This is a genomic window from Stenotrophomonas sp. NY11291 (assembly GCF_023277365.1).
Lineage (GTDB): Bacteria > Pseudomonadota > Gammaproteobacteria > Xanthomonadales > Xanthomonadaceae > Stenotrophomonas > Stenotrophomonas geniculata.
Map to the genome: position 1 here is coordinate 3,626,789 of NZ_CP096975.1, position 25,435 is coordinate 3,652,223.

Below are 25,435 nucleotides of genomic sequence, written 5' to 3' on the forward strand. Positions count from 1 at the left end.
ATGCCTTCAGGGCGTCAAAATTCCAACTTTTTCAACGAGATGCGCATTCATCTTCGCTTTGTTTGTGCACAAGGGAAAAGCGGCGCTAGAATCGCCATCAGCAGTCGCGCACGGGTCTCCACGATGAAAAAGAACAGCCTGCGTCGTCCGATCCGTTCGGCGGCCACCGGTTTGCTGGGCATGTTGATGCCCGTTGCCTTGTCCACCACCGCGCAGACCCCGCCGCCATTGCCGCCGATGCCGGCCAACATCGAATCCGCCGCCACCGCCGTCGCCCACACGCAGCCCGCCGCCTACCGCACCGGCCTGGTGCCGCAGGTGCAGCTGCCGGCGGCCGGCTTCAACGTGGCCAACATCGAGTCGATGGCGCAGCAGCTCACCTATGGCGAGCGCGTGCCCGGCATGGCCGTGGCCATCGTGCAGGGTGGCCGTGTGCTCAGCGCGCGTGGCTATGGCGTCACCGACGTCAACAACCCGCTGCCGGTCGACGCCCACACCGTGTTCCGCCTGGCATCGCTGTCCAAGGCCTTCGCCGGCACCATGGCCGGACTGCTGGTCAACGACGGCACCCTGCGCTGGGACAGCAAGGTCACCGACTACGTGCCGGGCTTCCGCCTGAACTCGCCGGAAGCGACCGATCGCCTGACCGTGGCCGACGTGCTCAGCCACCGCGTCGGCCTGCCCTACAACGCCTACGACCGCGACATCGAAGGCAACGCCGAGTACTACTCACTGACCCAGAAGCTGGCCAACACCAGCCTGAAGTGCCTGCCGGGCGACTGCTACGCCTACCAGAACGTGGCCTTCAGCCTGATCGGCGACGTCGTCTATGCCGCCTCCGGCAGCTTCTACGAGCAGTCGGTCGAGCGCCGCATCTTCAAGCCGCTGGGCATGAACGATGCCAGCCTCGGCCTGGCCGGCATCCAGGCCAGCTCGCGCTGGGCGCGTCCGCATGTGCGCAGCCGCAACGGCTGGGTCTCGCTGACGCCGAAGCCGACCTACTACCGGGTCGCCCCGGCGGCCGGCGTCAATGCCAGCGCCAGCGACATGGCGCAGTGGCTGCTCGCCCACACCGGCCACCGCCCGGACGTGCTGCCGGCACCGCTGCTGGCCACCCTGCATTCGAGCCTGATCAGCACCCCCGGCGAGATGCGTTCGGGCTGGCGCCGCGAGCGCCTGCACTCGGCCGGCTACGCCCTGGGCTGGCGCACCTTCGACTACGCCGGCCACGACGTGGTGTTCCATGCCGGTGCCGTGCAGGGCTATCGCGGCCTGGTCGCGCTGGTGCCGGAACGCGATCTGGGCATCGCCATCATGTGGAATGGCGAAAGCAGCCTGCCCAGCGGCCTGCTGCCGACCGTGCTCGATTCCGCGCTCGGCCTGCCTGCGCAGCGCTGGCTGGATGTGGACACCGACTTCGGCAGCGACAACCTGATGGCCGAGGGCGCAAGCCCGGCGCAGCAGGACAAGCGCAAGGGCAAGGGTGCCTCGAGCAACCGCGCAGTGGCGTCCCCGCGCTGATCAGGCGGGCGCGACCTTAAGCATGAAGGGCGGCCCATGGGCCGCCCTTTTTGTTGTTGTGTAGAGCCCAGCCGTGCTCGGCTGAGCGGAATTCTGGCGCAAGGCAGCCGAGAATGGGCTCGGCTCTACAGCTCCGCAGCGCTAGTGCGCGAAGTAGTGCATGCCGCCATCCACCGGAATCACCGCGCCGGTGATGTAGCCGGCCAGCGGCGAAGCCAGGAAGGCCACCAGCGGCGCCACTTCGTCCGGCTCACCGAAGCGCCCGATCGGAATGTTGCGTGCAATGAACGCGCGCCGGCTTTCCTCGGTGGGATGCAGGCGGTCCAGGATCTGCGGGCTGTTGATGCGCCCCGGTGCAATCGCATTCACCGTAATGCCCTGCCCGGCCACCTCCGACGACAACCCCTTGCTCCACAGATGAAGCGCCGCCTTCGCTGCGGTGGCGGCATTCACCGAACGTGGCTCCATCGAACCGCTGAAATTGATCACCCGCCCCCATCCCTGCGCCCGCATCGCTGGCAGCAGTGCCTGGGTCAGCCGTCGTGCGGCGGAGAAGTTCAGGGCGATCGCTTCCTCCCAGACCTCGTCATCGGCATCAACCGTGGTCGGCCGGGAGCCCCCTGCGGCATTGACCAGGATGTCCACGTGCTGCAATGCCTCCCGGGATGCCTCCGCGATGGACCGGACGTCGCCGGCGACGGTGACATCGCCGACCACGATGACCGGTGCCGCGCCGCCTTCGGTTTCGATCCGCGCTGCCAGCGCCTGCAGGGGGTCGCGCTGCCGCGACGTGATGGCGACGCGCACGCCCTGGGCAGCCAGCTGCCTGGCGACGGCGGCACCGATGCCGCTGGCCGCGCCCGTCACCAATGCGGTACGGCCTGCAAGATTCAAGTCCATGGTGTTCTCCTGTCCACGTGGCCGGCCAATCCAGCCCTTGCACGACATGCTGTTTGATCACCCCTGATTGATAAACTCCGCGCAGGTTTCAGCATTCAACACCCGGAGTGTCAGATGAACCTGCTGGAGAGCATGCGGGTCTACGTGCTGATCGTGGACAAGGGCAGTCTCAGTGCAGCGGCGGCGGCGATGGATATCTCCGCGACGATGGCCGGTAAGCACCTGCGTGCATTGGAAGCACGGTTGGGCATGCAGTTGTTGAGCCGTACCACCCGGCGCCAGCATATGACGCCCTTCGGCGAGGACTACTACATCCGCTGCCGGGAGATCCTGCGCCTGGTGGAAGAAACCGACGCGCAGGCGCAGCACCAGCAACTGGCACCGGCGGGTACGCTGCGCATCAGTGCGCCGGTGATCTTCGGCACGCATGCGCTGGTACCGGCACTGGCCGAGTACATGGCGCGCCATCCGGAGGTCCGGGTCGAAGCCACGCTGACCGACCGCGTGGTCGACCTCGCCGAGGAGGGTTTCGAAGCAGCGCTGCGCATCGGCACGCTGGCCGACAGCAGCATGCTGGTGGCGCGTGCGCTGGCACCGTATCGCTTGATGATGTGCGCATCGCCCGGATACCTCGCCCGGCACGGTACGCCCTCCGACCTGCAGGCGCTTGCCCGGCACCAATGCCTGTCCTTCGAACCCAGCGCACTGGCGCAGTGGCTGCAGGTCGATGCTGGCGGGCTTGAGCGTGTGCCCGACGGCCGGCTGCAGATCAACAACGGCGAAGCACTGCGCACGGCGGCGCTGCATGGGCTGGGCATCGTGCTGCAGTCGGCACTGCTGCTGGCTGCCGACGTCGACGCCGGACGCCTGGTGCAGCTGTTCCCGGAACATGGCCAGACCGGTCGGCCGATGCACGTGGTCTACGCCCACGATCGCTACCACTCGACCCGCCTGCGCAGCTTCCTGGACTTCCTGGTGGAGCGCTTTCCACCGGCGCCGCACCGCTAGCGTCGACCGTCAGAAAAGCCGTCGGGCATGGCCTGACGCTACAAACCGCTCCATAAAAAAACCCCCTCCCCGCTGGGCAGCCAGGGAAGGGGGTTTCAGGATGCGGCTATCGGGAAGTACTTAGATCAGCGGCGCCGGGGTTGCCGGCAGAGCGACCGGAGCGGCCTTCTTCTTGCGGGCGGCCGGCTTGCGCTTGGCAACCTTCTTCGCTGCCTTCTTCGGGGCAGCCTTCTTGGTGGCCTTCTTCGCGGTCTTCTTTACTGCCTTCTTGGCGGTCTTCTTGACGGCCTTCTTGGCAGTCGCCTTCTTCGCGACCTTCTTGGCCGGCTTGCGGGCCGTTGCCTTCTTGGCAGTCTTCTTGGTGGCCTTCTTGGCTACCTTCTTGACGGCCTTCTTGGCGGTCTTCTTGACGGCCTTCTTGGCAGTGGACTTCTTGGCTACCTTCTTCGCCGCCTTCTTCACTGCCTTCTTCGCAGTGGCCTTCTTGGCGACCTTCTTCGCAGCCTTCTTCACTGCCTTCTTGGCGGTCGCCTTCTTCGCGACCTTCTTCACTGCCTTCTTGGCAGCAGCCTTCTTCGCGACCTTCTTCACCGCTTTCTTGGCGGCGGGCTTCTTCTTCGCAGCTTTCTTGGTTGCCATGGGATGGCTCCTCGTCAGTGATAGGGAGTTGAAACGCCCAGTTGGATCAAACCCGCGGATGCTGCGTGCGGGGACCGCCGGCGCGTCAGGCGCGCCGTTACGGATGCGGCAATGCCCGCCTCGATCGGCGGAGCGGACATCGGAACGGGGGTTGCCTTGCATTTCTCCGGGGGAAGCGGGGCCATGTCCACCGTCATCAGGGTCGCGGTGGTCTTGAAGGGGCTGCTTCGCATCGGACGATTGATTCTGCGCACTCGGTTGGGCAGGCAAGGTCTGCTGAGGCGAAACCTAATCACGGTTTTTTTTACTGTCAACAACCCCCGCGAAAAATTTTCACATCCGCGCCAGCCCGGACGCCGCCCGCGCCACCGCCGTGCGCGCCCTGCAACGACCATTGAAGCGGCGCGCACGCGCGTCGCATGCGACGACGTCGATGCGCTCTCTGAACAAAAAACACTTGAAATAAGCACTCTGCGCAGATAGGCACATGTTCTGGACAACAGCGCACGTGCATCGCCGATGGTCACCGGCACCGTCGCCAACGCCAGCACAACGGGGCCGCAACGGGGGGCGAAAAGTTTTCACATCTGATCGCTTCGGCGCAGGGCGGAAACGCGGATTTGCGCAAAACTGCGCACGCCGATCGGCACCGTTCGTCTGTCGGCTGATGCCACGCCGAGGGTGCAGAGCGAACCCGCCGTCATGAGTCCGACGCACTCGCCAAAACAAAAACGGCCACCCGAAGGTGGCCGTTCCAGAACCCGGAAGTGACGACTCAGTGGTCGTCGTTTTCCAGGGCTTCGGCATACGCGTCCGGATCCAGCAGTTCGTTGAGCTCTTCGGCGTTGGTCAGTTCGACCACGAACATCCAGCCTTCGCCGTAGGCATCTTCATTGATGGTTTCCGGCTTGTCGGACAGCGCCGAGTTGACCTCGACGACCTTGCCGCTGATCGGGCTGTAGACGTCCGAGGCGGCCTTCACCGATTCGACAACGGCGATCTGCTCGCCAGCCTTTGCGTCGGCACCGACTTCCGGCAGTTCGACGTAGACCAGGTCACCCAGCAGGCCCTGGGCGTGGTCGGAAATACCGACGGTGACACGGCCATTGCCTTCGACACGGGCCCACTCATGGGACTTGAGGAACTTGAGGTCGCCGGGGATCTCGCTCATGGGACTGCTCCAGAGATATGCAGGGGTGGAAAAAACGGGGCTAGTGTAACCAACCGGCCGCCACTGCTGTCAGTGACGATCGGCAGTTTCGGATCAGGCGTCGGCGAGCACGCCGGGCTGGGCCTGGCCTTCGCGCACGAACGGGAACTTGACCACGCGTACCGGTACCTGCCGGCCGCGGATGTCGACGGTGACCTCGCCGAGTTCACCGGCCGGTACGCGGGCGAAGGCGATGCCCTTGGCCAGGGTCGGCGAGAAGGTGCCGGACAGGATCTCGCCCTGGCCGCCCGCGGTGGTCACCGCCTGGCCGTGGCGCAGCACGCCCTTCTCGTCCATCACCAGGCCGATCATCTGGCGTGCGGTGCCGGCGGCCTTCTGCGCTTCCAGCACGTCGCGGCCGATGAAGTCGCGGCCTTCGTCCAGCGACACGGTCCAGGCCAGCGCCGCTTCGTACGGGCTGATCTCTTCGTCCATGTCCTGGCCGTACAGGTTCATGCCGGCTTCCAGGCGCAGCGTGTCGCGTGCGCCGAGGCCGGCCGGCTTCACGCCCGCCGCCAGCAGGCGGTTCCAGAACGCGACCACGGCGTCCTGCGGCAGCAGGATCTCGAAACCGTCTTCGCCGGTGTAACCGGTACGGGCGACGAACAGTTCGACGCCGTCATCGGACTGCACCTGCAGGGCGGCGAAACGGCCCAGCTTGGTCAGCGCCTGACGGTCCGCATCACGCGCCAGGCCGATCACGATGTCGCGCGCCTGCGGTCCCTGCACGGCCAGGATGGCCAGGTCCGGGCGCTGCTCGACGGTGACGCCGAACGGCGCAGCCTGCTCGCGCAGCCAGGCCAGGTCCTTCTCGCGGGTGGAGGCATTGACCACCATGCGGAAGAAATCGTCGCCCAGGTAGTAGACGATCAGGTCGTCGATGACGCCGCCGCGCGGGTTCAGCATGCACGAGTACAGCGCCTTGCCGGTCACCTTCAGCTTGTCGACCGAGTTGGCCAGCAGGCGGCGCAGGAACGGCTTGACCTGCTCACCGCGCAGGTCGACCACCGTCATGTGGCTGACGTCGAACACACCGGACTCGCGACGCACCTGGTGGTGCTCGTCCAGCTGCGAGCCGTAGTGGATGGGCATGTCCCAACCCCCGAAATCGACCATCTTGGCGCCAAGGGCGCGGTGGGTATCGTTGAGCAGCGTCTTCTGGGTCATGACCGGGTCCGGCAGCAGAGGAAACAAGAATCCCCATTATCCCAGATCGGTCGCCCGCAGGTCGCGCCGCAGCGCAGCGGGGATGTTTGGCCGGCCTGCGGCCGGCGCCGCTTTCTACAAGCCAAGCAACGGCAACAGCCAGAGCGTATCGGCTCGGCGAAGTCGACGGCTTGGCCGGAGCGGTATGGGTGATCGGGACACGCCGTGAACCCATCCCTGGGGGCTCGGTCGCGCCATCCATGGCGCGAACGGTCCCGCTCGCCTATACCGCTCCAGCCTTTCAACGTTCCCACTGACGGAACGGAAGTCAAATGCAGGAGCAACAGCAGATTTGGATGTCGATACAAATATAGAGAGGTGTCGGAGCCCTTTCCTGCGGAACGGGATCCGACCCCGAGTTCAGAGAGCGCAGCGACCGGCTTTTGCTTCTCGCTTTTGATTTCTTGTCCGTGGGCTGTACGCGTACGGAAACTGTCGGGGGTCGGTCGGGTTGGGTTCGCGGGACCGTTGACGCCATGGATGGCGCCATCGAGCCCCAGGGATGGGTTTACGACGTGTACCGCGAACCTAACCCGCCCGACCCAAACACATGAACCGCGTTCCGCGACCACCCACGAGGGGCTGCGTCGTTGGATGGAAACCCTAGGCCACCGCTTCGACCACAAGCGTGCTGCCCTGCACCGCCACCACCCGCACCAGGCTGCCGGCCTGCAGTTCCGGCCCACTGACCTGCCAGTACGCATCATCGATACTGACCCGGCCCTGCCCGCCGATGATGCCCTGCTGCAATGGCACCACCCGTCCGACCAGCTGCTCGGCGCGGCGGTTGAGCAACGGTGCATCGCTGGGTCGCGCCCTTGCCTTGCCCCAGCGCCGGTAGCACTGGATCGAGACCACGCTCAGCACGACGAAGGCAACGACCTGCCACAGCAATGGAATGCCGCTGAACACGGCCACCAGCACGAACACCGCCGCCGCGCCAATGCCGATCCACAGCATGAACGCACCCGGCGCCAGCGCTTCGGCAGCGAACAGCAGCAACGCCAACGCGCCCCAGCCCACGACTTCCCAGCGCATGTCAGCCTCCGATCGGCGGCGGCCGCTTGCCCGCGGCCTTGGTGTTCTGGTCGCCCAGTGCCTGCTTGGCCAGCTCGGCCACGCCGGCGATCGAACCGATCACACCGCTGGCCTCCATCGGCATCAGCACCAGCTTCTGGTTCGGCGAGCTGGCCAGCTCCTTGAACGCTTCCACGTATTTCTGGGCAACGAAGTAGTTGATCGCCTGCACGTCGCCTTCGGCAATCGCCGCCGACACCATCTGGGTTGCCTTCGCTTCGGCCTCGGCCAGGCGCTCACGCGCCTCGGCGTCGCGGAACGCAGCCTCGCGCCGGCCTTCGGCCTCGAGCACGGTGGCCTGCTTCTCGCCATCGGCACGCAGGATCTCCGACTGCCGCGAGCCTTCGGCTTCCAGAATCTGCGCGCGCTTTTCGCGCTCGGCCTTCATCTGCCGCGCCATCGCGTCCAGCAGATCCCGCGGCGGCTGGATGTCGCGGATCTCGATGCGGTTGACCTTCACGCCCCAGGGATTGGTGGCATGGTCGACCACGCTCAGCAGCTGGGCATTGATCACCTCGCGCTGGCTGAGCGATTCGTCCAGGTCCATCGAACCGATCACGGTACGGATGTTGGTCTGCACCAGGGCGATCATCGCCACTTCCAGGTTGGCCACCTCATAGGCGGCCTTGGCAGCATCCAGTACCTGGAAGAACACCACGCCGTCCACGCGCACGGCGGCGTTGTCCTTGGTGATCACTTCCTGGCTGGGCACATCCAGCACCTGCTCCATCATGTTCACCTTGCGCCCCACCCCGTACACGATCGGGATCAGGAAATGCAGGCCGGGGGTCATGGTATGCGTGTAGCGCCCGAAGCGCTCGACGGTCCACTCGTAGCCCTGGGGCACCATCCGTACGGCCTTGAACAGGATCACCACGGCCACGAAGGCCAGTACCACCGTAAAGAACATGGTCGGGAACATCTTGCTTTCCTTATCGATGACGTCCAGGCCCCAGCATAGCGCGTGAAGGCCGCATTCACAGCGGAGCTACCAGGGCACGCGCCCGCGCAGGATGTCGGCGAACATCACCCAGTCGCCCATGAACGAGTACAGCGGGTGCTGGAAGGTGGCCGGGCGGTTCTTCTCGAAAAAGAAATGGCCGACCCAGGCGAAGCTGTAACCGCAGAACAGGGCGGCCAGCACAAGGATGGGTTGGCCGCGCAGGATCGCCGCCGCAACCAGCAGCAGCACCCCGCAGCTGCCGACGAAGTGCAGCCGGCGCGACACCGGATGGCGGTGCTCGCTGAGGTAGAACGGATAGAACTCGCGGAAGCTGGCGAAGCGGGACATGCGCATGCTCCGGGGCCATGGTCAGGCCCATCATGCGCCTTTCGGGGGGCGCTGCGCTGCCTTGCAGCACCGAACCATGCTCGGCTTGCGCGTGCCAGCGCGGTCGGAAAGAAGAGCAGCCGAGCGTGGGCTCGGCTCTACAGAACCGCCTTGCCCGGACCTACACCGATGAGGTGCGCGGCCCGAACATGATCACCGCCATGCCGGCCAGGCACAGCGCGGCGCCGAACAGGTCCCAGCGACTGGGACGGATGCCATCGACCAGCCACAGCCAGAACAGCGCGGTGCCGATGTAGACGCCACCGTAGGCGGCATAGACCCGACCACTGGCGGTCGGATGCAGGGTCAACAGCCAGGCGAACAGGGCCAGGCTGGCGGCCGCCGGCAGCAGAAGCCAGATGCTGCCTTCCTTGCGCAGCCACAACCAGGGCAGATAGCAGCCCACGATCTCGGCCAGCGCGGTCAGCAGGAACAGGCCGAGCGTCTTCACGCTTTCTCCGCCGCCTTGGCGTGCTGCCAGAGGGCTTCCTGCGCCTCCAGGTCCATCGCAGCCAGCGCCCCACCCTGCGCATCGGCCTGCGCTTCCATCGCACGGAAGCGACGTTCGAACTTGTGGTTGGCCCCGCGCAGCGCCGCACCCAGATCGATATCGGCGTGGCGCGCCAGGTTGGCGCAGACGAACAGCAGGTCGCCCAGTTCTTCCTGCAGGCGCGCCTTGTTGCCGGCGATATCGCCGCGCTCGAACTCCTCGCGCAGCTCCTGCAGTTCCTCGGCCGCCTTGTCCAGCACCGGCAACGGGCCCGGCCAGTCGAAGCCGACCTTGGCCGCGCGCGACTGCAGCTTCACTGCCCGCTGCCATTCCGGCAGGCCGCGCGAGATGCCGGCCAGCGCGGAGGTGTCCTGTTCGCCCTTGGCGGCGCGCTCGGCCCGCTTGATCGCCTCCCAGTTGCGCATCACCCCATCGGCATCATCGACGCTGACCTCGGCGAACACGTGCGGGTGGCGGCGCTGCATCTTGTCGCTGATCGCGCGGGCCACGTCTGCGAAGGCGAAGCTGCCCTGCTCTTCGGCCATGCGCGCATGGAACACCACCTGCAGCAACAGGTCGCCCAGCTCGTCGCACAGGTCGTCGAGGTCGCCGCGGTCGATCGCATCGGCCACCTCGTAGGCTTCCTCGATGGTGTACGGCGCGATGGTCGCGAAGTTCTGCTCCAGGTCCCACGGGCAGCCGCCCTGCGGGTCGCGCAGGCGCGCCATGATCGCCAGCAGGCGCTCCAGTTCGTTGCTTGCGGCGCTGCCGGTGGTGGGGGTGTCGTGCGCGCTCATGCGGCCTCCAGTGTCAATCGGACAACCAGTCACGCCATGGCAGGCTGGTATCACCAAGGGCAATGAAATCGCCGTTCAACAGGGTCTCGCGGCGGTTGTAGCGGAACGGCTTGCCGGTCGCGGCCGACAGTACCGCACCACCGGCGGCGTGCAGCACGCACTGGCCGGCAGCGGTATCCCATTCGGAGGTCGGACCCAGCCGCGGATAGACATCCAGGCCACCTTCGGCGATCCGGCAGAATTTCAGCGACGAGCCCTGCGCGATGGTCTCGATGCGGCCCATCCTCGCCAGCAGCGCCTCGGTCTCCGGTGAGCGGTGCGAACGGCTGGCGGCAACCCGCAACGGTGCGGTGGCCGGTGTACGGGTACGCAGCACGGTGTCGTGCAGGCCCTGCCGGCGATAGGCCAACTCGCCGCGCATGGCATGCCAGACGATGCCGGTGACCGGGGCCAGCACCACGCCGAAAGCCGGTGCGCCCTGGTAGATCAACGCGATGTTGACGCTGAACTCGCCGTTGCGCTTGACGAACTCGCGGGTGCCGTCGAGCGGGTCGACCAGCCAGTAGGCCCCCCAGTGGCGGCGCTGCTCCCAGCCCACCTGCGCCGATTCCTCGGACAGGATCGGCAGGTCCGGGGTCAGCTGCTGCAGGCCCTGTTCAATGACCTGGTTGGCCGCCAGGTCGGCACTGGTGACCGGGCTGTTGTCGTCCTTGATCTGCACCTCGAAGCCATCGGCATAGACCTGCATGATGGCCTGTCCGGCTTCCTGGGCGATGGCGATGGCGGTCTCGCGCAGGTCCGTGGTCAGTTTGATCATCGCAATCCCTGCAGCCACTGGCGGGCGATGAACAGCGCCGCCAGCGAGCGTCCCTCGGAGAAGTCCTCACGCAGCATCAGCTGGTCCAGCTCGGCCAGCTTCCACGGGACAACTTCCAGTTCTTCCGGCTCGTCGCCGGCCAGCTTTTCCGGGTACAGGTCGCGCGCCACCACCAGCCACGACTGGTGGCTCATATAGGTCGGGGCAAGGGTCATTGCGCGCAGCACGTCGATCCGGCGCGCACCGTAACCGGCCTCTTCCTTCAGTTCGCGGTCCGCAGCCTGCTCGGGAGTCTCGCCGGCATCGATCCGGCCCTTGACCAGGCCCAGTTCGTAGCGGTGCATGCCTGCGGCGTATTCACGTACCAGCAGCACGGTCTCGTCGTCGAGCATCGGCACCACCACCACCGCACCATGGCCACGGCTGACCAGGCGCTCGAAGCGGCGGCGTTCGCCGTTGGAGAACTCCAGGTCCAGGTGCTGGCGCTGGAAGGGACCGTTCTCCTCATCGGTGATCCGATGGATGATCGGCAAGCGACGGCCGGCACGGTCATCGTTCATGCGGAATCTCCGCGGCGGCCGGCGCCTGCGCCGGGGCCGATAGAATGTGCAGGCAGCAACATGTTCATGAGCCCGAAATGCTAGCAGACCCAACCCCCTCCCCGCTGGCCCACCATTGGCGGCAGCGCGACCTGCAGGTGCTGTGGCACCCCTGCACGCAGATGCGCGAGCATCCGGACACCCTGCCGCTGGTGCCGATCGCCCGTGGCGAAGGTGCCTGGCTGATCGACCACGATGGCAATCGCTATCTGGATGCGGTCAGCAGCTGGTGGACCAACCTGTTCGGCCATGCCGAACCGCGCATCGGTGGCGCCATCGCCGCCCAGGCGACGCAGCTGGAACAGGTGATGCTGGCCGGCTTCGGCCATGAGCCGGCCATTACCCTGGCCGAACGCCTGCTGGCCCTGGCCCCGCACCAGCCTGGCCGCGAACCGCTGGCCAAGGTGTTCTACGCCGACAACGGTTCGGCCGGCGTGGAAGTGGCCCTGAAGATGGCCTTCCAGTATTTCCAGAACCGTGGGGAATCGCGGCGCACGCGTTTCATCGCACTGGAGAACGGCTACCACGGCGAGACCCTGGGCGCGCTGGCGCTGGGTGACATCCCGCTGTATCGCCGTGTCTACGCGCCGCTGCTGGCCGAAGCGCTGTTCGCGCCCTCGCCCGATGCCTACCTGGCCGAACCCGGCCAGAGCGCGGCCGACCGCGCGCGGCAGGCTGCCGACGGCCTGGCCACCCTGTTCGACCAGCATCCGGGCGAGATCTGCGCGGTGATCCTGGAACCGCGCCTGCAGTGTGCCGGCGGCATGCGCATGCATGACCCGGTCTATCTGCAGCGCGTGCGCGAACTGTGCGATGCCCATGGCGCGTTCATGATCGCCGACGAGATCGCCACCGGCTTCGGCCGCACCGGCACCCTGTTCGCCTGCGAGCAGGCAGGGGTGATGCCGGACCTGATGTGCCTGTCCAAGGGCCTGACCGGCGGCTTCCTGCCGCTGGCCGCGGTGCTGGCCACGCAGGCGCTGTACGACGCCTTCCTTGACGACTCGCGCGAGCGCGCGTTCCTGCACTCGCACAGCTACACCGGCAACCCGCTGGCCTGCGCGGCCGCGCTGGCGACGCTGGACATCTTCCGCGACGACGATGTGATCGCCCGCAACCGCAGCATCGCTTCCGTGATGGGTACGCTGGCGGCACCGTTCAACGACCATCCGCACGTGGCCGACGTGCGCCAGGCCGGCATGGTGGTGGCCTTCGAGCTGTCGCGCGACGGTAACAAGCGCACGCCGTTCGACCCGGCCATGCGGCTGGGCCTGCACGCCTACAAGGCCGCCTTGAAGCGCGGCGTGGTGCTGCGCCCGCTGGGCGACGTGCTGTACTGGATGCCACCCTACTGCGTGGACGACGAACAACTGGAGCTGCTGGCACATACCACACTGGCAGCGATTGACGAGGCGATTGCATGCGCGTGACCCGCTGCCCCATCGACCTGGCGCTGCACAGCGGCCAGACCGTGACCCTGCCGGAAGAGACGGCCAACCACCTGGTGCGGGTGATGCGCCTGCGCGAAGGCGATACCTGCGTCCTGTTCAACGGCGATGGCCACGACTACAGCGCGACGCTGACGGTGGCCGGCAAACGCGAGGTGCAGGTACGCATCGACGCCGTGCAGGCCATCAAGAATGAATCGCCACTGGCGATCACTCTGCTGCAGGGCATCGCGCGCGGCGAGAAAATGGACCTGATCCTGCAGAAGGCCACCGAACTGGGCGTGGCGGCGATCATTCCGGTCAACGCCGAGCGCACTGAGGTGAAGCTTGATGCAGCTCGGGCGGAGAAGCGCGTGGCGCACTGGAACAACGTGGTGACCTCGGCCTGCGGCCAGTCCGGGCGCGCGCGCATTCCGCAGGTGGGCTCGCCACTGTCGCTGGCGCAGGCCGCGGCGGCACTACCAGTGGATACGCTGCGGTTGACGCTGGACCCGCACGGCGCGCATCGGCTGTCGACGCTGGACGCTGCACCTGCCGCGGGAATCGTGATTGCAATCGGTCCGGAAGGGGGGTGGTCGCCGCGTGACCGGGATCAGCTGACGGCTGCAGGCTTCCAGGGCCTGCAGCTGGGCCCGCGCATTCTGCGCACGGAAACCGCCGGCCTGGCCGCGATCGCGGCACTGCAAGCGCGGTTGGGCGATCTGGGATAAGGAGCAGGTCCGGTGACCGCGGCGCTCGCCGGGCATGGCCCGGCGCTACCCCGGGAATCCGGGTCACCTGTGGTAGCGCCGGGCCATGCCCGGCGGATTCCCCATCAGGCCGCCAGTGAATCCAGCGCGGCTTCCAGTGCATCCAGGTTTGGCAGCAGCGCGCTCTGCTCACCCAGCAGCACGCGCATGTGCACGATCTGCGGCAGGGTTTCTTCGGAGGCGTCGGCCAGCAGGCCGTCGCGCGGCACCGAGATCAGCTGCGGGAAATTCTGCGTCAGCAGCGCATAGTAGGGGCGCTGCGCGTTGCCGCTCAGGGCCTTCAGCACCACCACTTTGTTGTGGCCGGCCACCGCCTCTTCGCCCAGCCCCGAAAGGCGTGCGAACGACACCAGCGGCACCTGCCAGCCGTGCCAGCCGATTTCGCCAACCAGCCAGCGCGGCGCATCGGAGACCGGCTGCACCGGCACGCGCGACATCATTTCGGCCACGGTGGCATTGGGCAGCAGTACGCGCTCGTTGCCGGCCTGGATCAGGACGCCGCGGATTTCGTCATTGCTGGCGTAGCTCATGGTGCCTCTCCGTTATCGTCTTCCGAGCCCCAGCGCGAGGCGATGGCCTGCGCCAGTTCCTGTGGCTCACCCGCCACCATGCCAGCGGCGACCACCGCCGTGGCTGCGGCAGGGTCATAGCAGCCCTCGCCGACCTGCCCGGCCACCCAGGCGCCGGCGGCGGCCAGATCCAGCGCCGGACCAACATGTGCAAGATCGGCGCCGCTGAGCAGGACCAGCGCAGTGTGGTCAGCCGGCAGCGCGGCAATCGAAATGCCCTGCGCGTCGCTGACGAAATGCAGGCCGTCACTGGCTGCCTGCACGCCAATGTCATCGGCCAGCACGTGCACTTCACCGGGTGTTGCACGCTGGCCGGCTTCGGCCAGCTGCACCGGCAACGGCGACACGCGTGCCATCTGCTTGACCAGGTTGCCGTAGCGTCCGCCATCCAGGCGCATGTGCACCAGGACCGGCACGCTCAGCGAAGACGGCAGCGCGCCGAGCAGGCGACGCAACGCGTCCGGGCCACCGATGCCGGCCAGCACCAGCAGCGATCCGGCGCGTGCGCCCACGGGCGCTGCGGCATCCAGGTCGACCAGGCTCAGATGACCGGTATCGAAGGAAGGCAGCGATGCCTCCACTGCAGCGTGGTGCGGAGCGGCGGCCGGGGCATCGGCCCCGTCTTCGACCAGGGACCAGGCGGTGTGGTCGAAGGAGACCGGCGGCAGGGGCGCTGCTGCGGGCGCGGTCTCTGCCGGCGACGGCAGTGCGGGCGGCTCCAGCGGCTCGGGCACGACCGGCTGCAACGCCGCCAGCGCCTGTTCCAGCGCGATCGGTTCGTGCAGCTGCGCGGGCGGCGAGTACAGGCTGTCAGCAGGGACCTCGTCGGCCCAGCTCAATGCCTGGTCCAGGTGCGGCTGCAACGCTTCTTCCTGCGGCGCCGGCGGTGGTGCCGGATGGCCCGGCTCCAGCTGCAGGCCGGGTTCTTCTTCGGCCCCCGGCGGCAACACCTGCTGGTGGCCATGCAGCTTGGCGGCCAGATGACGGCCCCAGCGCTGAGCCTCCCAGCCATCACGACGTGCGGCCAACTCGGCCTCGTCGAAGACCAGGGTCAGGCCCGGTGCGGACAGCACCGCTTCCAGGCGCTCCAATGCATCCTCGATGGCGGCCTCCAGCGCGATCACCACGAACTGCGGGCGCGCCTCCTGCAGGACCCGCACCTCCAGCGTATTGGGATCATCTTCCAGCACCAGCTGTACATCGGCGTGCGACAACGCCTCGCGCAGGCGCTCACGCGCCGCGCCGGGGCGGGCCAGCAGGGCAACGGCCGGAGCCGTTTGGGTTTCACTCACGGACACGGGCGATCCCCAGCAGGTCGTACACGTTACGCATCAGGTCCAGTTCCTGGTACGGCTTGCCCAGATAGCGCTGGACACCAATCTCGAAGGCGCGCTGGCGGTGCTTGTCGCCGCTGCGCGAGGTGATCATCACGATCGGCACATCCTTGTAGCGCGGGTCGGCGCGCATCGCGGTGGCCAGCTCGTAGCCATCCATGCGCGGCATCTCGATATCCAGCAGCATCAGGTCCGGCACGCGCTCTTCCAGGCGTTCCAGCGCCTCCACGCCGTCGCGGGCAACGCTGACCTCGAAATTGTGGCGTTCGAGGATGCGGCCGGTGACCTTGCGCATGGTCAGGGAGTCGTCCACCACCATCACCAGCGGCACCTGGCGCTCCTGGCGCGGCGCATTGGCCAGTACCGGCAGCGTCGGGTTGGCCAGGAAGCGGCGCACCAGCGGCGCCACGTCCAGGATCACCACCACACGGCCATCGCCGGTGATGGTCGCGCCGTAGATGCCCGGCACCGATGCGATCTGCAGGCCGACCGGCTTGACCACGATTTCGCGGTTGCCCAGCACCTGGTCGATTGCCACGGCGGCACGCAGGTCGCCGGCGCGGACCAGCAGCAGCGGCACCTGGTCCTGGCCGTCGGCACGCGCCGGAGCCTGCCCGACCAGGCTGCCGAGGTCGTACAGCGGATAGTCCTCGCCGCTGTAGCGATAGCTGCTGTCGGCCGCTTCGAAACGCTCACGCGACAGGCGGCCGATGCCACTGACCGAGGCGACCGGCACCGCAAAGGTGGTTTCGCCGATCTGCACGAACACCGCCTGGGTGACGGCCAGCGTCTGCGGCAGGCGCAGGGTGAAGCGCACGCCCTGGCCCCGCACCGACTGGATGTCGACCGAACCGCCGAGCTGGCGCACTTCGTTGCGCACCACGTCCATGCCCACGCCGCGGCCGGCCAGCTGGCTGACCTGATCGGCGGTGGTGAAGCCGGACGCGAAGATCAGGTTGTCCAGCTCCTGCTCGTTCGGCTGCGCATCGGCGGCCAGCAGGCCGCGGTCGATGGCGCGGCGGCGGATCGCTTCGCGGTCCAGGCCGGCGCCGTCATCGGCCACTTCCAGCACGATTTCCGAACCTTCGCGGTGCAGGCGGATGGCGATCTCGCCCTCCTCCGGCTTGCCGGCGGCGCGGCGCTGCTCCGGCGCCTCCAGGCCATGGGCCACGGAGTTGCGCAGCATGTGTTCCAGCGGCGCGACCATGCGGTCGAGGACGTTGCGGTCCAGTTCGCCGTGGGTACCTTCCAGGGTCAGGTGGACCTGCTTGCCGGTATCCATGCCGGACTGGCGGACCACGCGGCGCAGGCGCGGCACCAGGCCGTCGAACGGCACCATGCGCGCGCGCATCAGGCCATCCTGCAGCTCGGAGCTGACGCGCGATTGCTGCTGCAGCAGCGAATCGTACTGGCGCGACAGATCGTCAAGCACGCCCTGCAGGCCACCCAGGTCGGCCGCCGACTCGTTCAGCGCACGGCTGAGCTGCTGCAGGGTGGAGAAGCGGTCCAGTTCCAGCGGATCGAATTTCTGGTCGGCCTGGTCCTGTTCGCGCTGGTAGCGGGCGACGATCTGCGCCTCGGTTTCCAGGTCGAGTCGGCGCAGCTGGTCGCGCAGTCGCGCATTGGTGCGCTCCAGTTCGCCCATGGCACCACGGAAGGCACCGAGCTGCTGTTCAAGCCGCGAGCGGTAGATCGCCACTTCACCGGCATGGTTGACCAGGCGGTCGAGCAGGTCGGCGCGCACGCGCACCTGCTCCTGCTGCGGACGCGCCAGCGGATCTTCATCGACCACGCCTTCTGCCGGCAGCGGTGCCGACAACGGCGCATCGAGCAGTGCCGGAGCCGGGCTGGCGACCGGTGCCGAGTCGGTTTCTGCGACGCTCGCCACGTTGGCCGCCGCAGCCGCAGCGATATCGGTGGTGGTACGCACTTCGAACGCGTCGACCAGGTCCTGCGCCGGTTCCACCACGCGATGATCACCGGTGCGGGTCAGCAGCTGGTGCAGGCGATCGAAGCCACGCTCCAGCAGCTGCACATCACGGCGCTCGATCTCGGTGCGACCGGCGGCGACGGCTTCCAGCAGCGATTCGATGCTGTGGCCGAGATCGCCGATGGCGTTGATGCCGGCCATGCGCGCGCCCCCCTTGAGGGTGTGCAGGTCACGCTGCAGGCCGGCCAGCACCTCGCGGTCCTGCGGTGCATCGCGCAGTTCGCTGATCAGGCCATCACAGTGGTCGAGCAGGTCCTTGCCTTCCTCGACAAAGATATCGACCAGCTCGCGGTCGTACACGCTGAAGTCAAGTGCGTCGGCGCCGTCTTCGGCATCGGCCGCATCAGGCGCCTGCTCGAGGTGCGGCGCACGGGGCGTGACGTCGGCCTCTGCAATCTCGGCATCGGCATCGGCATCGGCTTCGACCATGCCCTGGCCCGGCGCCTCTTCCATCTCGAAGAAGCGCACCACAGCAGCGCTGCCCTGCGGGGGCTCCGCGGTGATCTCCTCAATCACCGTCGCCGGGGACGGCTGATCGGCGCTCTCTCCTTCACCGACCGCCGCCTCCCCGCCGACGTCCGCATCCTCGGCAAAGGCATCTGCCTCGCCCGGCGCGAGTTCGCTGGCCTGGAGGCCGATCACGGGCCATTGCCCGTCGTCGTCCAGGGTCTGCTCTTCCTCGATCACGTGCAGGCCGGCCTCGAGCGCGGCTGCCAGCGTGACCGGTTCTGCAAAACCCGGCACAGCCATTTCATCCTGCAGGCTCGACAGCTCGCTGTCGAGTGGCAGTGCAGCAGCGTCGTCAATGACGCGGTCATCGCCACGGCCCGAATCAAAGGACAGCGACGTATTCAGGTCGATCGCGTCAACATCCGCAGACACCGGCAGCTCTTCCGCGTCACGGTCATCCACCGGCAGCGCACTGGCGTCGAGGTACGGCGACAGATCGTCGGCCATGGTCAGATCAGCGTCGTCGACCGTCGCGATCGTGGGCACGGCATCTGCTTCGGCCACTTCGACAGCAGGCGCACTCTCGGCCGGCTGGATCGATTCAATCGCGCCGATGTCCGCCACGGCAGGTTCAGCTTCGCCTGGCACCGACGGCCAGCCGGCGTCGAAGTAACGCGAAAGATCATCGCTGGCGGTCAGCTCGCCCACGTCCAGGCCGCTGTCGGCCGCGACATCCAGCGGCTGCGACTCGGCTGCAGCTGGAACCGGTTCCAGCGCATCTTCGGCAAGCAGCTGCGGCTCGGCAATGAGATCGGGCGCCGCATCCAAAGCGGACGGCATGCCGGTTTCGTCCAGCGCGTCCAGCCCGGCCAGCGGCGCTTCGGCTTCGGATGCCTGCTCGACATCAGCCGCCAGCTCGACGCCCTCCTCATCCTCGTCTTCCAGCGCGAACAGCGGCCAGCGTGCTTCCGGCAGCTTGCCGGCCAACGCCTGCAGCCGCTGCACCAACGCGCCCTGCGGAACAATGCGCGGCTGTTCGGCCTGCAGCGCCTCCATGGTCGCGGTGATCGCCTGCGCAGTCGCATCCAGTGCGGCAACGCCTTCGTCGCCAGGCACCACGTCGGCGGCCAGTGCGCGCTTGATGTAGGACTCGGCACCGCCGGTGACCGCCGTGATTTCCGGCACTTCGGTCATCGCGAAGGCGCCGTTCATGGTGTGCACTGCGCGCAGCAGCGCGTCGCTGACCGGCTGCGGTGCCTGCTGCGCCGAGCGCAGCCAATCCTGCAGGGTCGCCTGGTGGACTTCCACTTCGGCTTCGAGGATCTCGCGCAGCACGCTGTCGATGTTGGCTGGCGTGCCCACGGCCTCGGGCACCGGCTCGGCTTCGTCCTGTACCGACGCGATGGCTTCGGCCGCCAGGATGCGGCTGATCTCGTCCTCGTCCTCGCCTTCGGCCTCGGCCACCGGTGCCACAGGCGCGGCCGCTACCGGCAGCGGCACGTAATAGGTTTCCTCACCGGCGCCGACACGATCGGCGATGGCCTGCATCGCCTGCAGGTCCACGCTGATGCGCTGGCCATGGCGCAGCGCGGCGTTCAGCTGCGGCAGCGCGGCATGTGCGTTATCGACCATCGCCAGCACGGCCGGAGTGGCCGGGCGGCTGCCATCAAGCACGCGGTTGAGCATGCCTTCGATCTTCCAGGCGAACTCACCCAGGGTGCGTGCACCGACCAGTCGGCCACTGCCCTTGAGGGTGTGGAAGATGCGCCGGATCGGCCGCAGCCGGTCCATGTTGTCCAGCTGCACACGCCATGCCGGCAGCAGCGTGCCAAGGTTGGCCAGCTCGTCGTCGAACTCTTCCAGGAACACCTCGCGGATGTCCTCGTCGATGTTCTCGGCATCGTCGTCGAAGCCCGCCTCGAAGCCGGCCTCGGTCCCAGCCACGACCGGGATGTCCGCAGCGGGCGGAGCCGCCATGGCCTGCGGATTGAAGTCGGCCGCCGCGGCGCTCAGCTCGGCAAAGAACTGTGCGTCGGCTTCGCTGAAATCGATCGGTGCGATGGTGTCGATATCAATCACCGACACCGCCGGTGCCGGTGCATCGGAGGCCGGCGTCAGCACCTCGGCCATCGGCGCGGGCACGTCCTCCGGCACATCCGCCGGAACGGCGTCCACTCCGGCAACCACAGGGCTTTCGTCTACCCGCAGGGGCGTGGCGGCATCGACGATCTCCAGCGACGGATGCAATCCGGCGTCGTCGTCCAGCGACAGCGTCTCCATCGCGTGCAGCGACAGCACGTCGTCGGCATTGTCCAGTGCATCGCCGTCGAAACGGAATACCACGTCCTCACCGGCGGCAACCGCATCGTGCTCGGCAGCGACCGGGTCGAACACCGGCACGGCAAAGTCAGCGGTGTCGAAGGGCACCGAGGCGTCGACGTCGCCCTCGACAGCCATCACGGCCGCATCGGCCACTGCCGGCGGCGCTGCCTCCGACAGTGTCCACTGCGGCGCCGATCCCACTCCGGTTTCGGCCCGTTCGAAACTGACCGGCTCGAAGCTGGCGAAGGTCGGACTGCGCTCGTCTTCGGCACTCGCGGCCGGATCGGAGTCGGAATGGAACGGTGCGAGATCCCATTGCGGCACGTCGGGTGCAGGCGCGCTGGAGGCGGCGAAGACCAAGGGCGCATCTGCGTCGTCCTGCAGCGACAGCGGTGCGGATGCAACGGTCCCCAGCGCACCGAACATCAGGCTGTTGTCCACCACCTCCGGTGCAGGCGTGGCCGGTGGCGGATCAAAGGTAAAGTCCGGCAGCGGCACCGGCACAGTGCCGGCGGCGGGCGCGGCCGGCTGCACCGGAATCTCGATGCGCTCCGGCTGCAACGGCTCGGCCTGCAGCGCGACCGGCTCGCGTTCGATCAGCAGCGATGCGAACGGAATCGGCGCGGCGGCAACAGGTTCCACCGTGTTGCGATCCGGCAACGGCCAGTAGCGCAGCGCTTCAAGGCTGCTGCGGGTGATGTCGAGAATGTCCTCGCGGCCCGGGCGGCGGTCGCGCAGTGCTTCGAGGTAGTACTCCAGGCTGGCCATGGCATCGGCCAGGGTGTCCAGCTGACGGCCACTGGGCACGCGCTGGCGACCGATCAGCTCGGCTTCGATGTACTGCTGCACACCGCGCAGGTAATCGGCAGCCGTGCCCAGATCCAGCATGCGCAGCGCGCCGGAGACATCGCCCAGCAGGCGCGGCACGTCCTGCAGCTCGGCATGGTTCCAGCTGGTTTCAATGAACGCGACGAAGTGCTCGCGCGCGGCGGCGAAGTTGGCGATGGCCTCATGCGCCAGCACTTCTACCGTGCGCCGGTTCTCCACCGCGCTCGGATCGTCCTCGCCACTGCCGCCGGCGCCCAGATGAGCAACCTGGTCATCCAGCGAGGCATCCACGTACAGCAGTGCCCCGGCGATATCCAGCAACAGGTTCTCGTCGATCTGCTGGCGCCCTTCGACCACGCCACGCAGTGCATCACGCTGCTGCACGACCACGCCGCGGGCAACGCCCAGGCCCATCATGCCCAGCGTATCGGCCACCGCACCGAGCTCGTTGGCCTGGGTCTGCAGCTGTTCGGGCGCGCCGCCGGTACGCAGGTGCAGGTCCAGCGCATCCTTGATGCGCAGCAGTTCTTCCTTCACCGCACTGCCGACGGTGTCGAGCAGTTCGCGATTGCGTCCACTCAGGCTGCCACGGGCATGGTCCAGTTCGGCCTCGGTGGCGGTGACGCTGTCCGGTGCGAATGCCAACAGCACGCTGTCATGCACCCCTTCTTCGCCACGCGCGGCACGGATTTCGTTGAGCAGTGGCATCAGCACGATCGGGATGTCGCGATGCCCGTTCTGCAGGCGCTCCAGGTAGTCGGGCAGCAGCACGCTGCCACGCATCAGGGTCGCGCAGGCTTCATCCCGATCGGCCACACCCCCAGCGCCGATGGCATTGGCCAGCTGTTCAAGCTCCTCGGCCACCATCGCCGGGGCATACAGTTCGACCATGCGCAGGGTGCCCTGCACCTGGTGCAGGTAGCCGGCGCAGATGCGCATGCGGCTGGCATCGGCCGGGTCTTCCGCGTAGTACTCGACCTCGTTGCGCACCTGGCGCAGGGTCTCGTCCAGCTCAGGCTTGACCCAACCCAGCGCTGCGTGGCTCATCGCATCGCGCAGACTGCTCATGGACGCGCTCCGTTCGCCGCCGCGCGGAAGCCGCGCGAGTTCTGGCGTGGGAAATGGAAATGCTTCATCGACTGGTTCCTTGCTCGCCGCCCTGCCTGCGTCACGCCGGCAGCTTGAAGTCGGCGACCGAACGACGCAGGTCGGCCGCCAGCTGCGCGAGGTGGCCGATCGATTCGGCGGTCTGCCCGGCACCCTGCGAGGTCTGGCCGGTGATCTGCCGGATCACGCCCATGGTGCGGGTGATGTCCGAGGCCGCGGCCGACTGCTGCTGGGCGGCGATGGAGATGTTCTTGATGAGGGTGTTCAGTGCATTGGACACGCGTTCGATTTCGGTCAGCGCGGTGCCGGCGTCCTCGGCCAGGCGTGCACCGGACACCACTTCGGCGGTGGTCTGTTCCATCGAGGTGACCGCTTCGTTGGTATCGGCCTGAATGGCCTGCACCAGGTTCTCGATGCGTCGGGTCGCGCCGGAGGTACGTTCTGCCAGGCGCTGCACTTCGTCGGCCACGACCGCGAAGCCGCGGCCCGCTTCACCGGCCGAGGCCGCCTGCACCGCCGCGTTCAACGCCAGGATGTTGGTCTGCTCGGAAATGTCGTTGATCAGTTCCACGATCGAGCCGATTTCCTGCGACGACTCGCCCAGGCGCTTGATACGCTTGGAGGTTTCCTGGATCTGGTCGCGGATCTGGTCCATGCCCTGGATGGTCTCGCGCACCACGCCGGCACCCTCGGCGGCGATCACCACCGAGCGCTGTGCCACGTCGGCCGACTCAGCCGAGTTGCGCGACACCTGTTCGATGCTCGCCGCGATTTCGCCGATGCGGTCCGACGCCGAAGTGATCTGGTTGGCCTGGTGGCCCGCCGCCTCTGCCAGCTGCATGGCGGTGGCCTGGGTTTCCTGGGTGGACAGCGCGACCTTGGCCGAGGTGTCGTTGATGGTGGTCACCAGGTGGCGCAGCTCGTCGACGGCGTAGTTGATCGCGTCGGCGATGGCGCCGGTCATGTCCTCGGTCACCGAGGCCTTCACCGTCAGGTCGCCCTCACCCAGCGAGGAAATTTCGTCCAGCAGCCGCATGATCGCCTGCTGGTTGCGGCTGTTGAACTCCACCTGGGTCTGGTAGCGCAGTTCCTGCTCGCGCGAGCGGCTGCGCACGTTGGTGGAGACGAAACCGATGATCGCAATCAGCGACAGCGCACCGGAGACCACGCCGATCCAGAAATTCGGGAACAGGCGGGTATCGGACACCGAACCGAACGAGGAGAACGCCTCGAACAGCTTGCGGCTGTCGTCCAGCATGTGCGCCGAACCCTGGCCCAGCGCGGTGGCTGCGGACTGCGCGGCGAACAGCTGGCGCGAGCTGGCCAGGATCGCGTCGGCGTCCTGCTTCATCGCTTCCCACTTCTGCTGCGACTGCTCCAGCGCGGCCACGGCGGCGGCACCGCGCACGGCGGTGATGCCCAGTTCCTCGTTGCCGTTGCGCAGGCCGTCGAGCACCTGAGAGAACACGGTGATGTCACGGGCCAGTGCATCGCCCGAGGTGGCAGCGGCGCTGCCACCGGCACGCATTTCCGTCACGCGGCGGGCCATGGAGCCGGCCACCACCACCTGCTGCAGGGCGCTGTACACCTGCGACGACGGGGCGCCGGAAGCGGACATCGCACGCACCAGCTCGTTCAGCTGGGCCTGTAGCCCCGGCACGGCGCCGGTGAAGTTGTTGGCGTTGCCGGCCAGGGCCAGCACCGCCGGTTCACTGGCGACCAGCTGCCCGGCCTGCTTGCCCAGCGGCGCCCAGGTTTCGCCCAGGGTGGCGATCGCACCGGACACGCCCGGTTCCTTGCCGTAGCGCCCCTGCAGGGTCGACACGTTCTGTTCGATCGCGTTGCGGGTGGCCTTGAAGGCGGTGAACGCCTGCGCGTTGCCGCCCACCGCGTCACGGCCCTGGTTGGCCAGCTGCTGTGACAGCACCTGCAGGTCGGCCGCCTTGGAACCGGCATCGGCCAGGCGACTGCCCTGCCAGGTGGCGACGCCGGTGTTGACGCCGAACAGGATCATCGATGCCAGCAGCAGGAACAGCCAGAGGTTGCTGCCGCCCAGCCGCAGCTTGCCGGTCTTGGTGGCGTCCGAAGCAGTACTCATCGTTCAACCTCGATCTTCAATGCAGGGGGCGTTGCCCGGCCTCAGGCCGCGGCTTGCCGGAATTCAGGGGTACGCGACAGCAGCGAGAGCGAGAACACGCCCCAGTCGTGGCCGTCGGCGTGGAAGGCGCGATCGACGAAGTGGCCGTAACGCCCTTCGGCCAGCGTGCCGGCTTCGATCTGCTGGTCCAGTTCGAAACTGCGCTGGCCGAACAGCTCATCGATGGTCAGCGCGACGTCGCCGCCGGCCTGGCGCATGATCAGCACGCGCTGGCCTTCCTGCTGCACGGTACGCGTGCCTTCCAGGAAGTACTTCAGGTCGACCACCGGGAACAGGTTGCCGCGCAGGTTGCCCACGCCCAGCAGCCACGGCTGCGCGCACGGCACCGGGGTGACCGGCGGCATCGGCACGATTTCCACCACTTCGCGGAAATCGGACACCAGCCGGCGCTGGCCGACGCGGTAACCCACGCCACGCCAGAGGTCCTGCGCGAACTGCCGCTCCGGCAGCTGCACCGCGTGGGCCAGGCTGCGCCGTTCGTAGGCTTCGAGGATGTCGAAGGGCGAGCGCATCAGGCCACCAGTTCGTTGATCCGCGCGATCAGTTCATCCTCGCGCGGCGGCTTGACGATGTAATCGGCCGCGCCCTGGCGCAGGCCCCATGCTTTGTCGGTTTCCATCGCCTTGGTGCTGACGATGATCACCGGGATGTGCTTGATCGCTGCATCACGGGCCATCGCGCGGGTGGCCTGGAAGCCGCTCATGCCGGGCAGGACCACGTCCATCAGCACCAGCTGCGGCACCTGGTCGCGGACCAGCTGCAGTCCATCCTCGGCATTGTCCGCTTCCAGCACCTCGTGGCCGGCACGGCGCAGCCACTGGGTGAACACCGCACGGTCGGTCGGTGAATCCTCGATCAGAACGATACGAGCCATTGTGCCTTTCCC

General features: G+C 67.3%; 22 protein-coding genes. 5 read left to right on the forward strand and 17 right to left on the reverse strand.

Features of this window, described 5'->3' with window-relative positions; genetic code table 11:
- Window positions 1-123: 123 nt before the first annotated feature.
- Window positions 124-1,521: a serine hydrolase domain-containing protein gene (locus tag M1L61_RS16915; protein ID WP_010482727.1), complete on the forward strand. Its 1,398-nt coding sequence runs from the start codon at window positions 124-126 to the stop codon at window positions 1,519-1,521.
- Between the two features lie 141 nt (window positions 1,522-1,662).
- Here M1L61_RS16915 and M1L61_RS16920 read toward each other — a convergent pair whose 3' ends face one another.
- Window positions 1,663-2,421 carry an SDR family oxidoreductase gene (locus M1L61_RS16920; protein WP_049436823.1) on the reverse strand — a complete coding sequence of 253 codons (759 nt, stop codon included), beginning with the start codon at window positions 2,419-2,421 and terminating at the stop codon, window positions 1,663-1,665.
- A 114-nt stretch (window positions 2,422-2,535) separates the two neighbouring features.
- Between M1L61_RS16920 and M1L61_RS16925 the strand changes: the two genes are divergently transcribed.
- On the forward strand, window positions 2,536-3,429 hold the full coding sequence (locus tag M1L61_RS16925; protein WP_248853807.1) for a LysR family transcriptional regulator: 894 nt from the start codon (window positions 2,536-2,538) through the stop codon (window positions 3,427-3,429).
- A 120-nt stretch (window positions 3,430-3,549) separates the two neighbouring features.
- Here the strand turns inward: M1L61_RS16925 and M1L61_RS16930 are convergent, their stop codons facing one another.
- Window positions 3,550-4,068, reverse strand: coding sequence for a hypothetical protein (locus tag M1L61_RS16930; RefSeq protein ID WP_019338693.1), 519 nt, complete (start codon window positions 4,066-4,068; stop codon window positions 3,550-3,552).
- A 183-nt stretch (window positions 4,069-4,251) separates the two neighbouring features.
- Here M1L61_RS16930 and M1L61_RS16935 point away from each other — a divergent pair, with 183 nt between their 5' ends.
- Window positions 4,252-4,551 carry a hypothetical protein gene (locus M1L61_RS16935; RefSeq protein WP_125438507.1) on the forward strand — a complete coding sequence of 100 codons (300 nt, stop codon included), beginning with the start codon at window positions 4,252-4,254 and terminating at the stop codon, window positions 4,549-4,551.
- Between the two features lie 292 nt (window positions 4,552-4,843).
- Here M1L61_RS16935 and gcvH read toward each other — a convergent pair whose 3' ends face one another.
- From gcvH to nudE, 9 genes are all read right to left on the reverse strand, one after another.
- Entirely contained in the window at window positions 4,844-5,239 is a 396-nt protein-coding gene (gene gcvH / locus M1L61_RS16940) for a glycine cleavage system protein GcvH (RefSeq protein ID WP_010482723.1), read from the reverse strand.
- Window positions 5,240-5,332: 93 nt separating this feature from the next.
- The gene (gene gcvT / locus M1L61_RS16945; RefSeq protein ID WP_010482722.1) at window positions 5,333-6,445 is read right to left on the reverse strand and encodes a glycine cleavage system aminomethyltransferase GcvT; all 1,113 of its coding nucleotides are present in this window, start codon (window positions 6,443-6,445) and stop codon (window positions 5,333-5,335) included.
- Between the two features lie 642 nt (window positions 6,446-7,087).
- The gene (locus tag M1L61_RS16950; protein WP_043399171.1) at window positions 7,088-7,522 is read right to left on the reverse strand and encodes an NfeD family protein; all 435 of its coding nucleotides are present in this window, start codon (window positions 7,520-7,522) and stop codon (window positions 7,088-7,090) included.
- Window position 7,523: 1 nt separating this feature from the next.
- Window positions 7,524-8,483 carry an SPFH domain-containing protein gene (locus M1L61_RS16955; RefSeq protein ID WP_043399173.1) on the reverse strand — a complete coding sequence of 320 codons (960 nt, stop codon included), beginning with the start codon at window positions 8,481-8,483 and terminating at the stop codon, window positions 7,524-7,526.
- 66 nt (window positions 8,484-8,549) lie between these two features.
- Window positions 8,550-8,852: a DUF962 domain-containing protein gene (locus M1L61_RS16960; RefSeq protein WP_010482717.1), complete on the reverse strand. Its 303-nt coding sequence runs from the start codon at window positions 8,850-8,852 to the stop codon at window positions 8,550-8,552.
- 160 nt (window positions 8,853-9,012) lie between these two features.
- Window positions 9,013-9,342, reverse strand: coding sequence for a YnfA family protein (locus M1L61_RS16965; RefSeq protein ID WP_100446428.1), 330 nt, complete (start codon window positions 9,340-9,342; stop codon window positions 9,013-9,015).
- Window positions 9,339-10,178, reverse strand: coding sequence for a nucleoside triphosphate pyrophosphohydrolase (gene mazG, locus M1L61_RS16970; RefSeq protein ID WP_019338695.1), 840 nt, complete (start codon window positions 10,176-10,178; stop codon window positions 9,339-9,341). Before mazG ends, M1L61_RS16965 begins: the two co-directional genes overlap by 4 nt.
- A gap of 13 nt (window positions 10,179-10,191) precedes the next feature.
- Window positions 10,192-10,995 (reverse strand): 3'(2'),5'-bisphosphate nucleotidase CysQ, encoded by an 804-nt coding sequence (gene cysQ, locus M1L61_RS16975; protein WP_010482714.1) that lies wholly within the window; start codon window positions 10,993-10,995, stop codon window positions 10,192-10,194.
- The gene (gene nudE / locus M1L61_RS16980) at window positions 10,992-11,555 is read right to left on the reverse strand and encodes an ADP compounds hydrolase NudE (RefSeq protein WP_049481820.1); all 564 of its coding nucleotides are present in this window, start codon (window positions 11,553-11,555) and stop codon (window positions 10,992-10,994) included. The genes cysQ and nudE overlap by 4 nt, the downstream gene beginning before the upstream one ends.
- Before the next feature lie 77 nt (window positions 11,556-11,632).
- Between nudE and bioA the strand changes: the two genes are divergently transcribed.
- On the forward strand, window positions 11,633-13,024 hold the full coding sequence (gene bioA / locus M1L61_RS16985; protein ID WP_248853808.1) for an adenosylmethionine--8-amino-7-oxononanoate transaminase: 1,392 nt from the start codon (window positions 11,633-11,635) through the stop codon (window positions 13,022-13,024).
- Window positions 13,015-13,752 (forward strand): 16S rRNA (uracil(1498)-N(3))-methyltransferase, encoded by a 738-nt coding sequence (locus M1L61_RS16990; protein WP_010482711.1) that lies wholly within the window; start codon window positions 13,015-13,017, stop codon window positions 13,750-13,752. Before bioA ends, M1L61_RS16990 begins: the two co-directional genes overlap by 10 nt.
- Window positions 13,753-13,856: 104 nt before the next feature.
- Here M1L61_RS16990 and M1L61_RS16995 read toward each other — a convergent pair whose 3' ends face one another.
- The 6 genes from M1L61_RS16995 to M1L61_RS17020 form a co-directional block, all read right to left on the reverse strand.
- On the reverse strand, window positions 13,857-14,321 hold the full coding sequence (locus tag M1L61_RS16995) for a chemotaxis protein CheW (RefSeq protein ID WP_010482710.1): 465 nt from the start codon (window positions 14,319-14,321) through the stop codon (window positions 13,857-13,859).
- A complete protein-coding gene (locus tag M1L61_RS17000; protein ID WP_248853809.1) occupies window positions 14,318-15,658 on the reverse strand; it encodes a chemotaxis protein CheB in 1,341 nt (446 codons plus the stop codon). Before M1L61_RS17000 ends, M1L61_RS16995 begins: the two co-directional genes overlap by 4 nt.
- Complete coding sequence (locus tag M1L61_RS17005; RefSeq protein ID WP_248853810.1) at window positions 15,645-22,352, reverse strand: Hpt domain-containing protein; 6,708 nt, start codon at window positions 22,350-22,352, stop codon at window positions 15,645-15,647. The genes M1L61_RS17000 and M1L61_RS17005 overlap by 14 nt, the downstream gene beginning before the upstream one ends.
- A gap of 100 nt (window positions 22,353-22,452) precedes the next feature.
- The gene (locus M1L61_RS17010; protein ID WP_010482706.1) at window positions 22,453-24,489 is read right to left on the reverse strand and encodes a methyl-accepting chemotaxis protein; all 2,037 of its coding nucleotides are present in this window, start codon (window positions 24,487-24,489) and stop codon (window positions 22,453-22,455) included.
- 41 nt (window positions 24,490-24,530) lie between these two features.
- Window positions 24,531-25,061 (reverse strand): chemotaxis protein CheW, encoded by a 531-nt coding sequence (locus M1L61_RS17015; RefSeq protein ID WP_010482705.1) that lies wholly within the window; start codon window positions 25,059-25,061, stop codon window positions 24,531-24,533.
- A complete protein-coding gene (locus tag M1L61_RS17020) occupies window positions 25,061-25,423 on the reverse strand; it encodes a response regulator (protein WP_005410717.1) in 363 nt (120 codons plus the stop codon). Before M1L61_RS17020 ends, M1L61_RS17015 begins: the two co-directional genes overlap by 1 nt.
- Between the last annotated feature and the right edge of the window lie 12 nt (window positions 25,424-25,435).

Coding starts and splice junctions, on each gene's coding strand:
- M1L61_RS16915 (WP_010482727.1), top strand. CDS start 124: ATGAAAAAGAACAGCCTGCGTCGTCCGATCCGTTCGGCGGCCACCGGT.
- M1L61_RS16920 (WP_049436823.1), bottom strand. CDS start 2,421: ATGGACTTGAATCTTGCAGGCCGTACCGCATTGGTGACGGGCGCGGCC.
- M1L61_RS16925 (WP_248853807.1), top strand. CDS start 2,536: ATGAACCTGCTGGAGAGCATGCGGGTCTACGTGCTGATCGTGGACAAG.
- M1L61_RS16930 (WP_019338693.1), bottom strand. CDS start 4,068: ATGGCAACCAAGAAAGCTGCGAAGAAGAAGCCCGCCGCCAAGAAAGCG.
- M1L61_RS16935 (WP_125438507.1), top strand. CDS start 4,252: ATGTCCACCGTCATCAGGGTCGCGGTGGTCTTGAAGGGGCTGCTTCGC.
- gcvH (WP_010482723.1), bottom strand. CDS start 5,239: ATGAGCGAGATCCCCGGCGACCTCAAGTTCCTCAAGTCCCATGAGTGG.
- gcvT (WP_010482722.1), bottom strand. CDS start 6,445: ATGACCCAGAAGACGCTGCTCAACGATACCCACCGCGCCCTTGGCGCC.
- M1L61_RS16950 (WP_043399171.1), bottom strand. CDS start 7,522: ATGCGCTGGGAAGTCGTGGGCTGGGGCGCGTTGGCGTTGCTGCTGTTC.
- M1L61_RS16955 (WP_043399173.1), bottom strand. CDS start 8,483: ATGTTCCCGACCATGTTCTTTACGGTGGTACTGGCCTTCGTGGCCGTG.
- M1L61_RS16960 (WP_010482717.1), bottom strand. CDS start 8,852: ATGTCCCGCTTCGCCAGCTTCCGCGAGTTCTATCCGTTCTACCTCAGC.
- mazG (WP_019338695.1), bottom strand. CDS start 10,178: ATGAGCGCGCACGACACCCCCACCACCGGCAGCGCCGCAAGCAACGAA.
- cysQ (WP_010482714.1), bottom strand. CDS start 10,995: ATGATCAAACTGACCACGGACCTGCGCGAGACCGCCATCGCCATCGCC.
- nudE (WP_049481820.1), bottom strand. CDS start 11,555: ATGAACGATGACCGTGCCGGCCGTCGCTTGCCGATCATCCATCGGATC.
- bioA (WP_248853808.1), top strand. CDS start 11,633: ATGCTAGCAGACCCAACCCCCTCCCCGCTGGCCCACCATTGGCGGCAG.
- M1L61_RS16990 (WP_010482711.1), top strand. CDS start 13,015: ATGCGCGTGACCCGCTGCCCCATCGACCTGGCGCTGCACAGCGGCCAG.
- M1L61_RS16995 (WP_010482710.1), bottom strand. CDS start 14,321: ATGAGCTACGCCAGCAATGACGAAATCCGCGGCGTCCTGATCCAGGCC.
- M1L61_RS17005 (WP_248853810.1), bottom strand. CDS start 22,352: ATGAGCAGTCTGCGCGATGCGATGAGCCACGCAGCGCTGGGTTGGGTC.
- M1L61_RS17010 (WP_010482706.1), bottom strand. CDS start 24,489: ATGAGTACTGCTTCGGACGCCACCAAGACCGGCAAGCTGCGGCTGGGC.
- M1L61_RS17015 (WP_010482705.1), bottom strand. CDS start 25,061: ATGCGCTCGCCCTTCGACATCCTCGAAGCCTACGAACGGCGCAGCCTG.
- M1L61_RS17020 (WP_005410717.1), bottom strand. CDS start 25,423: ATGGCTCGTATCGTTCTGATCGAGGATTCACCGACCGACCGTGCGGTG.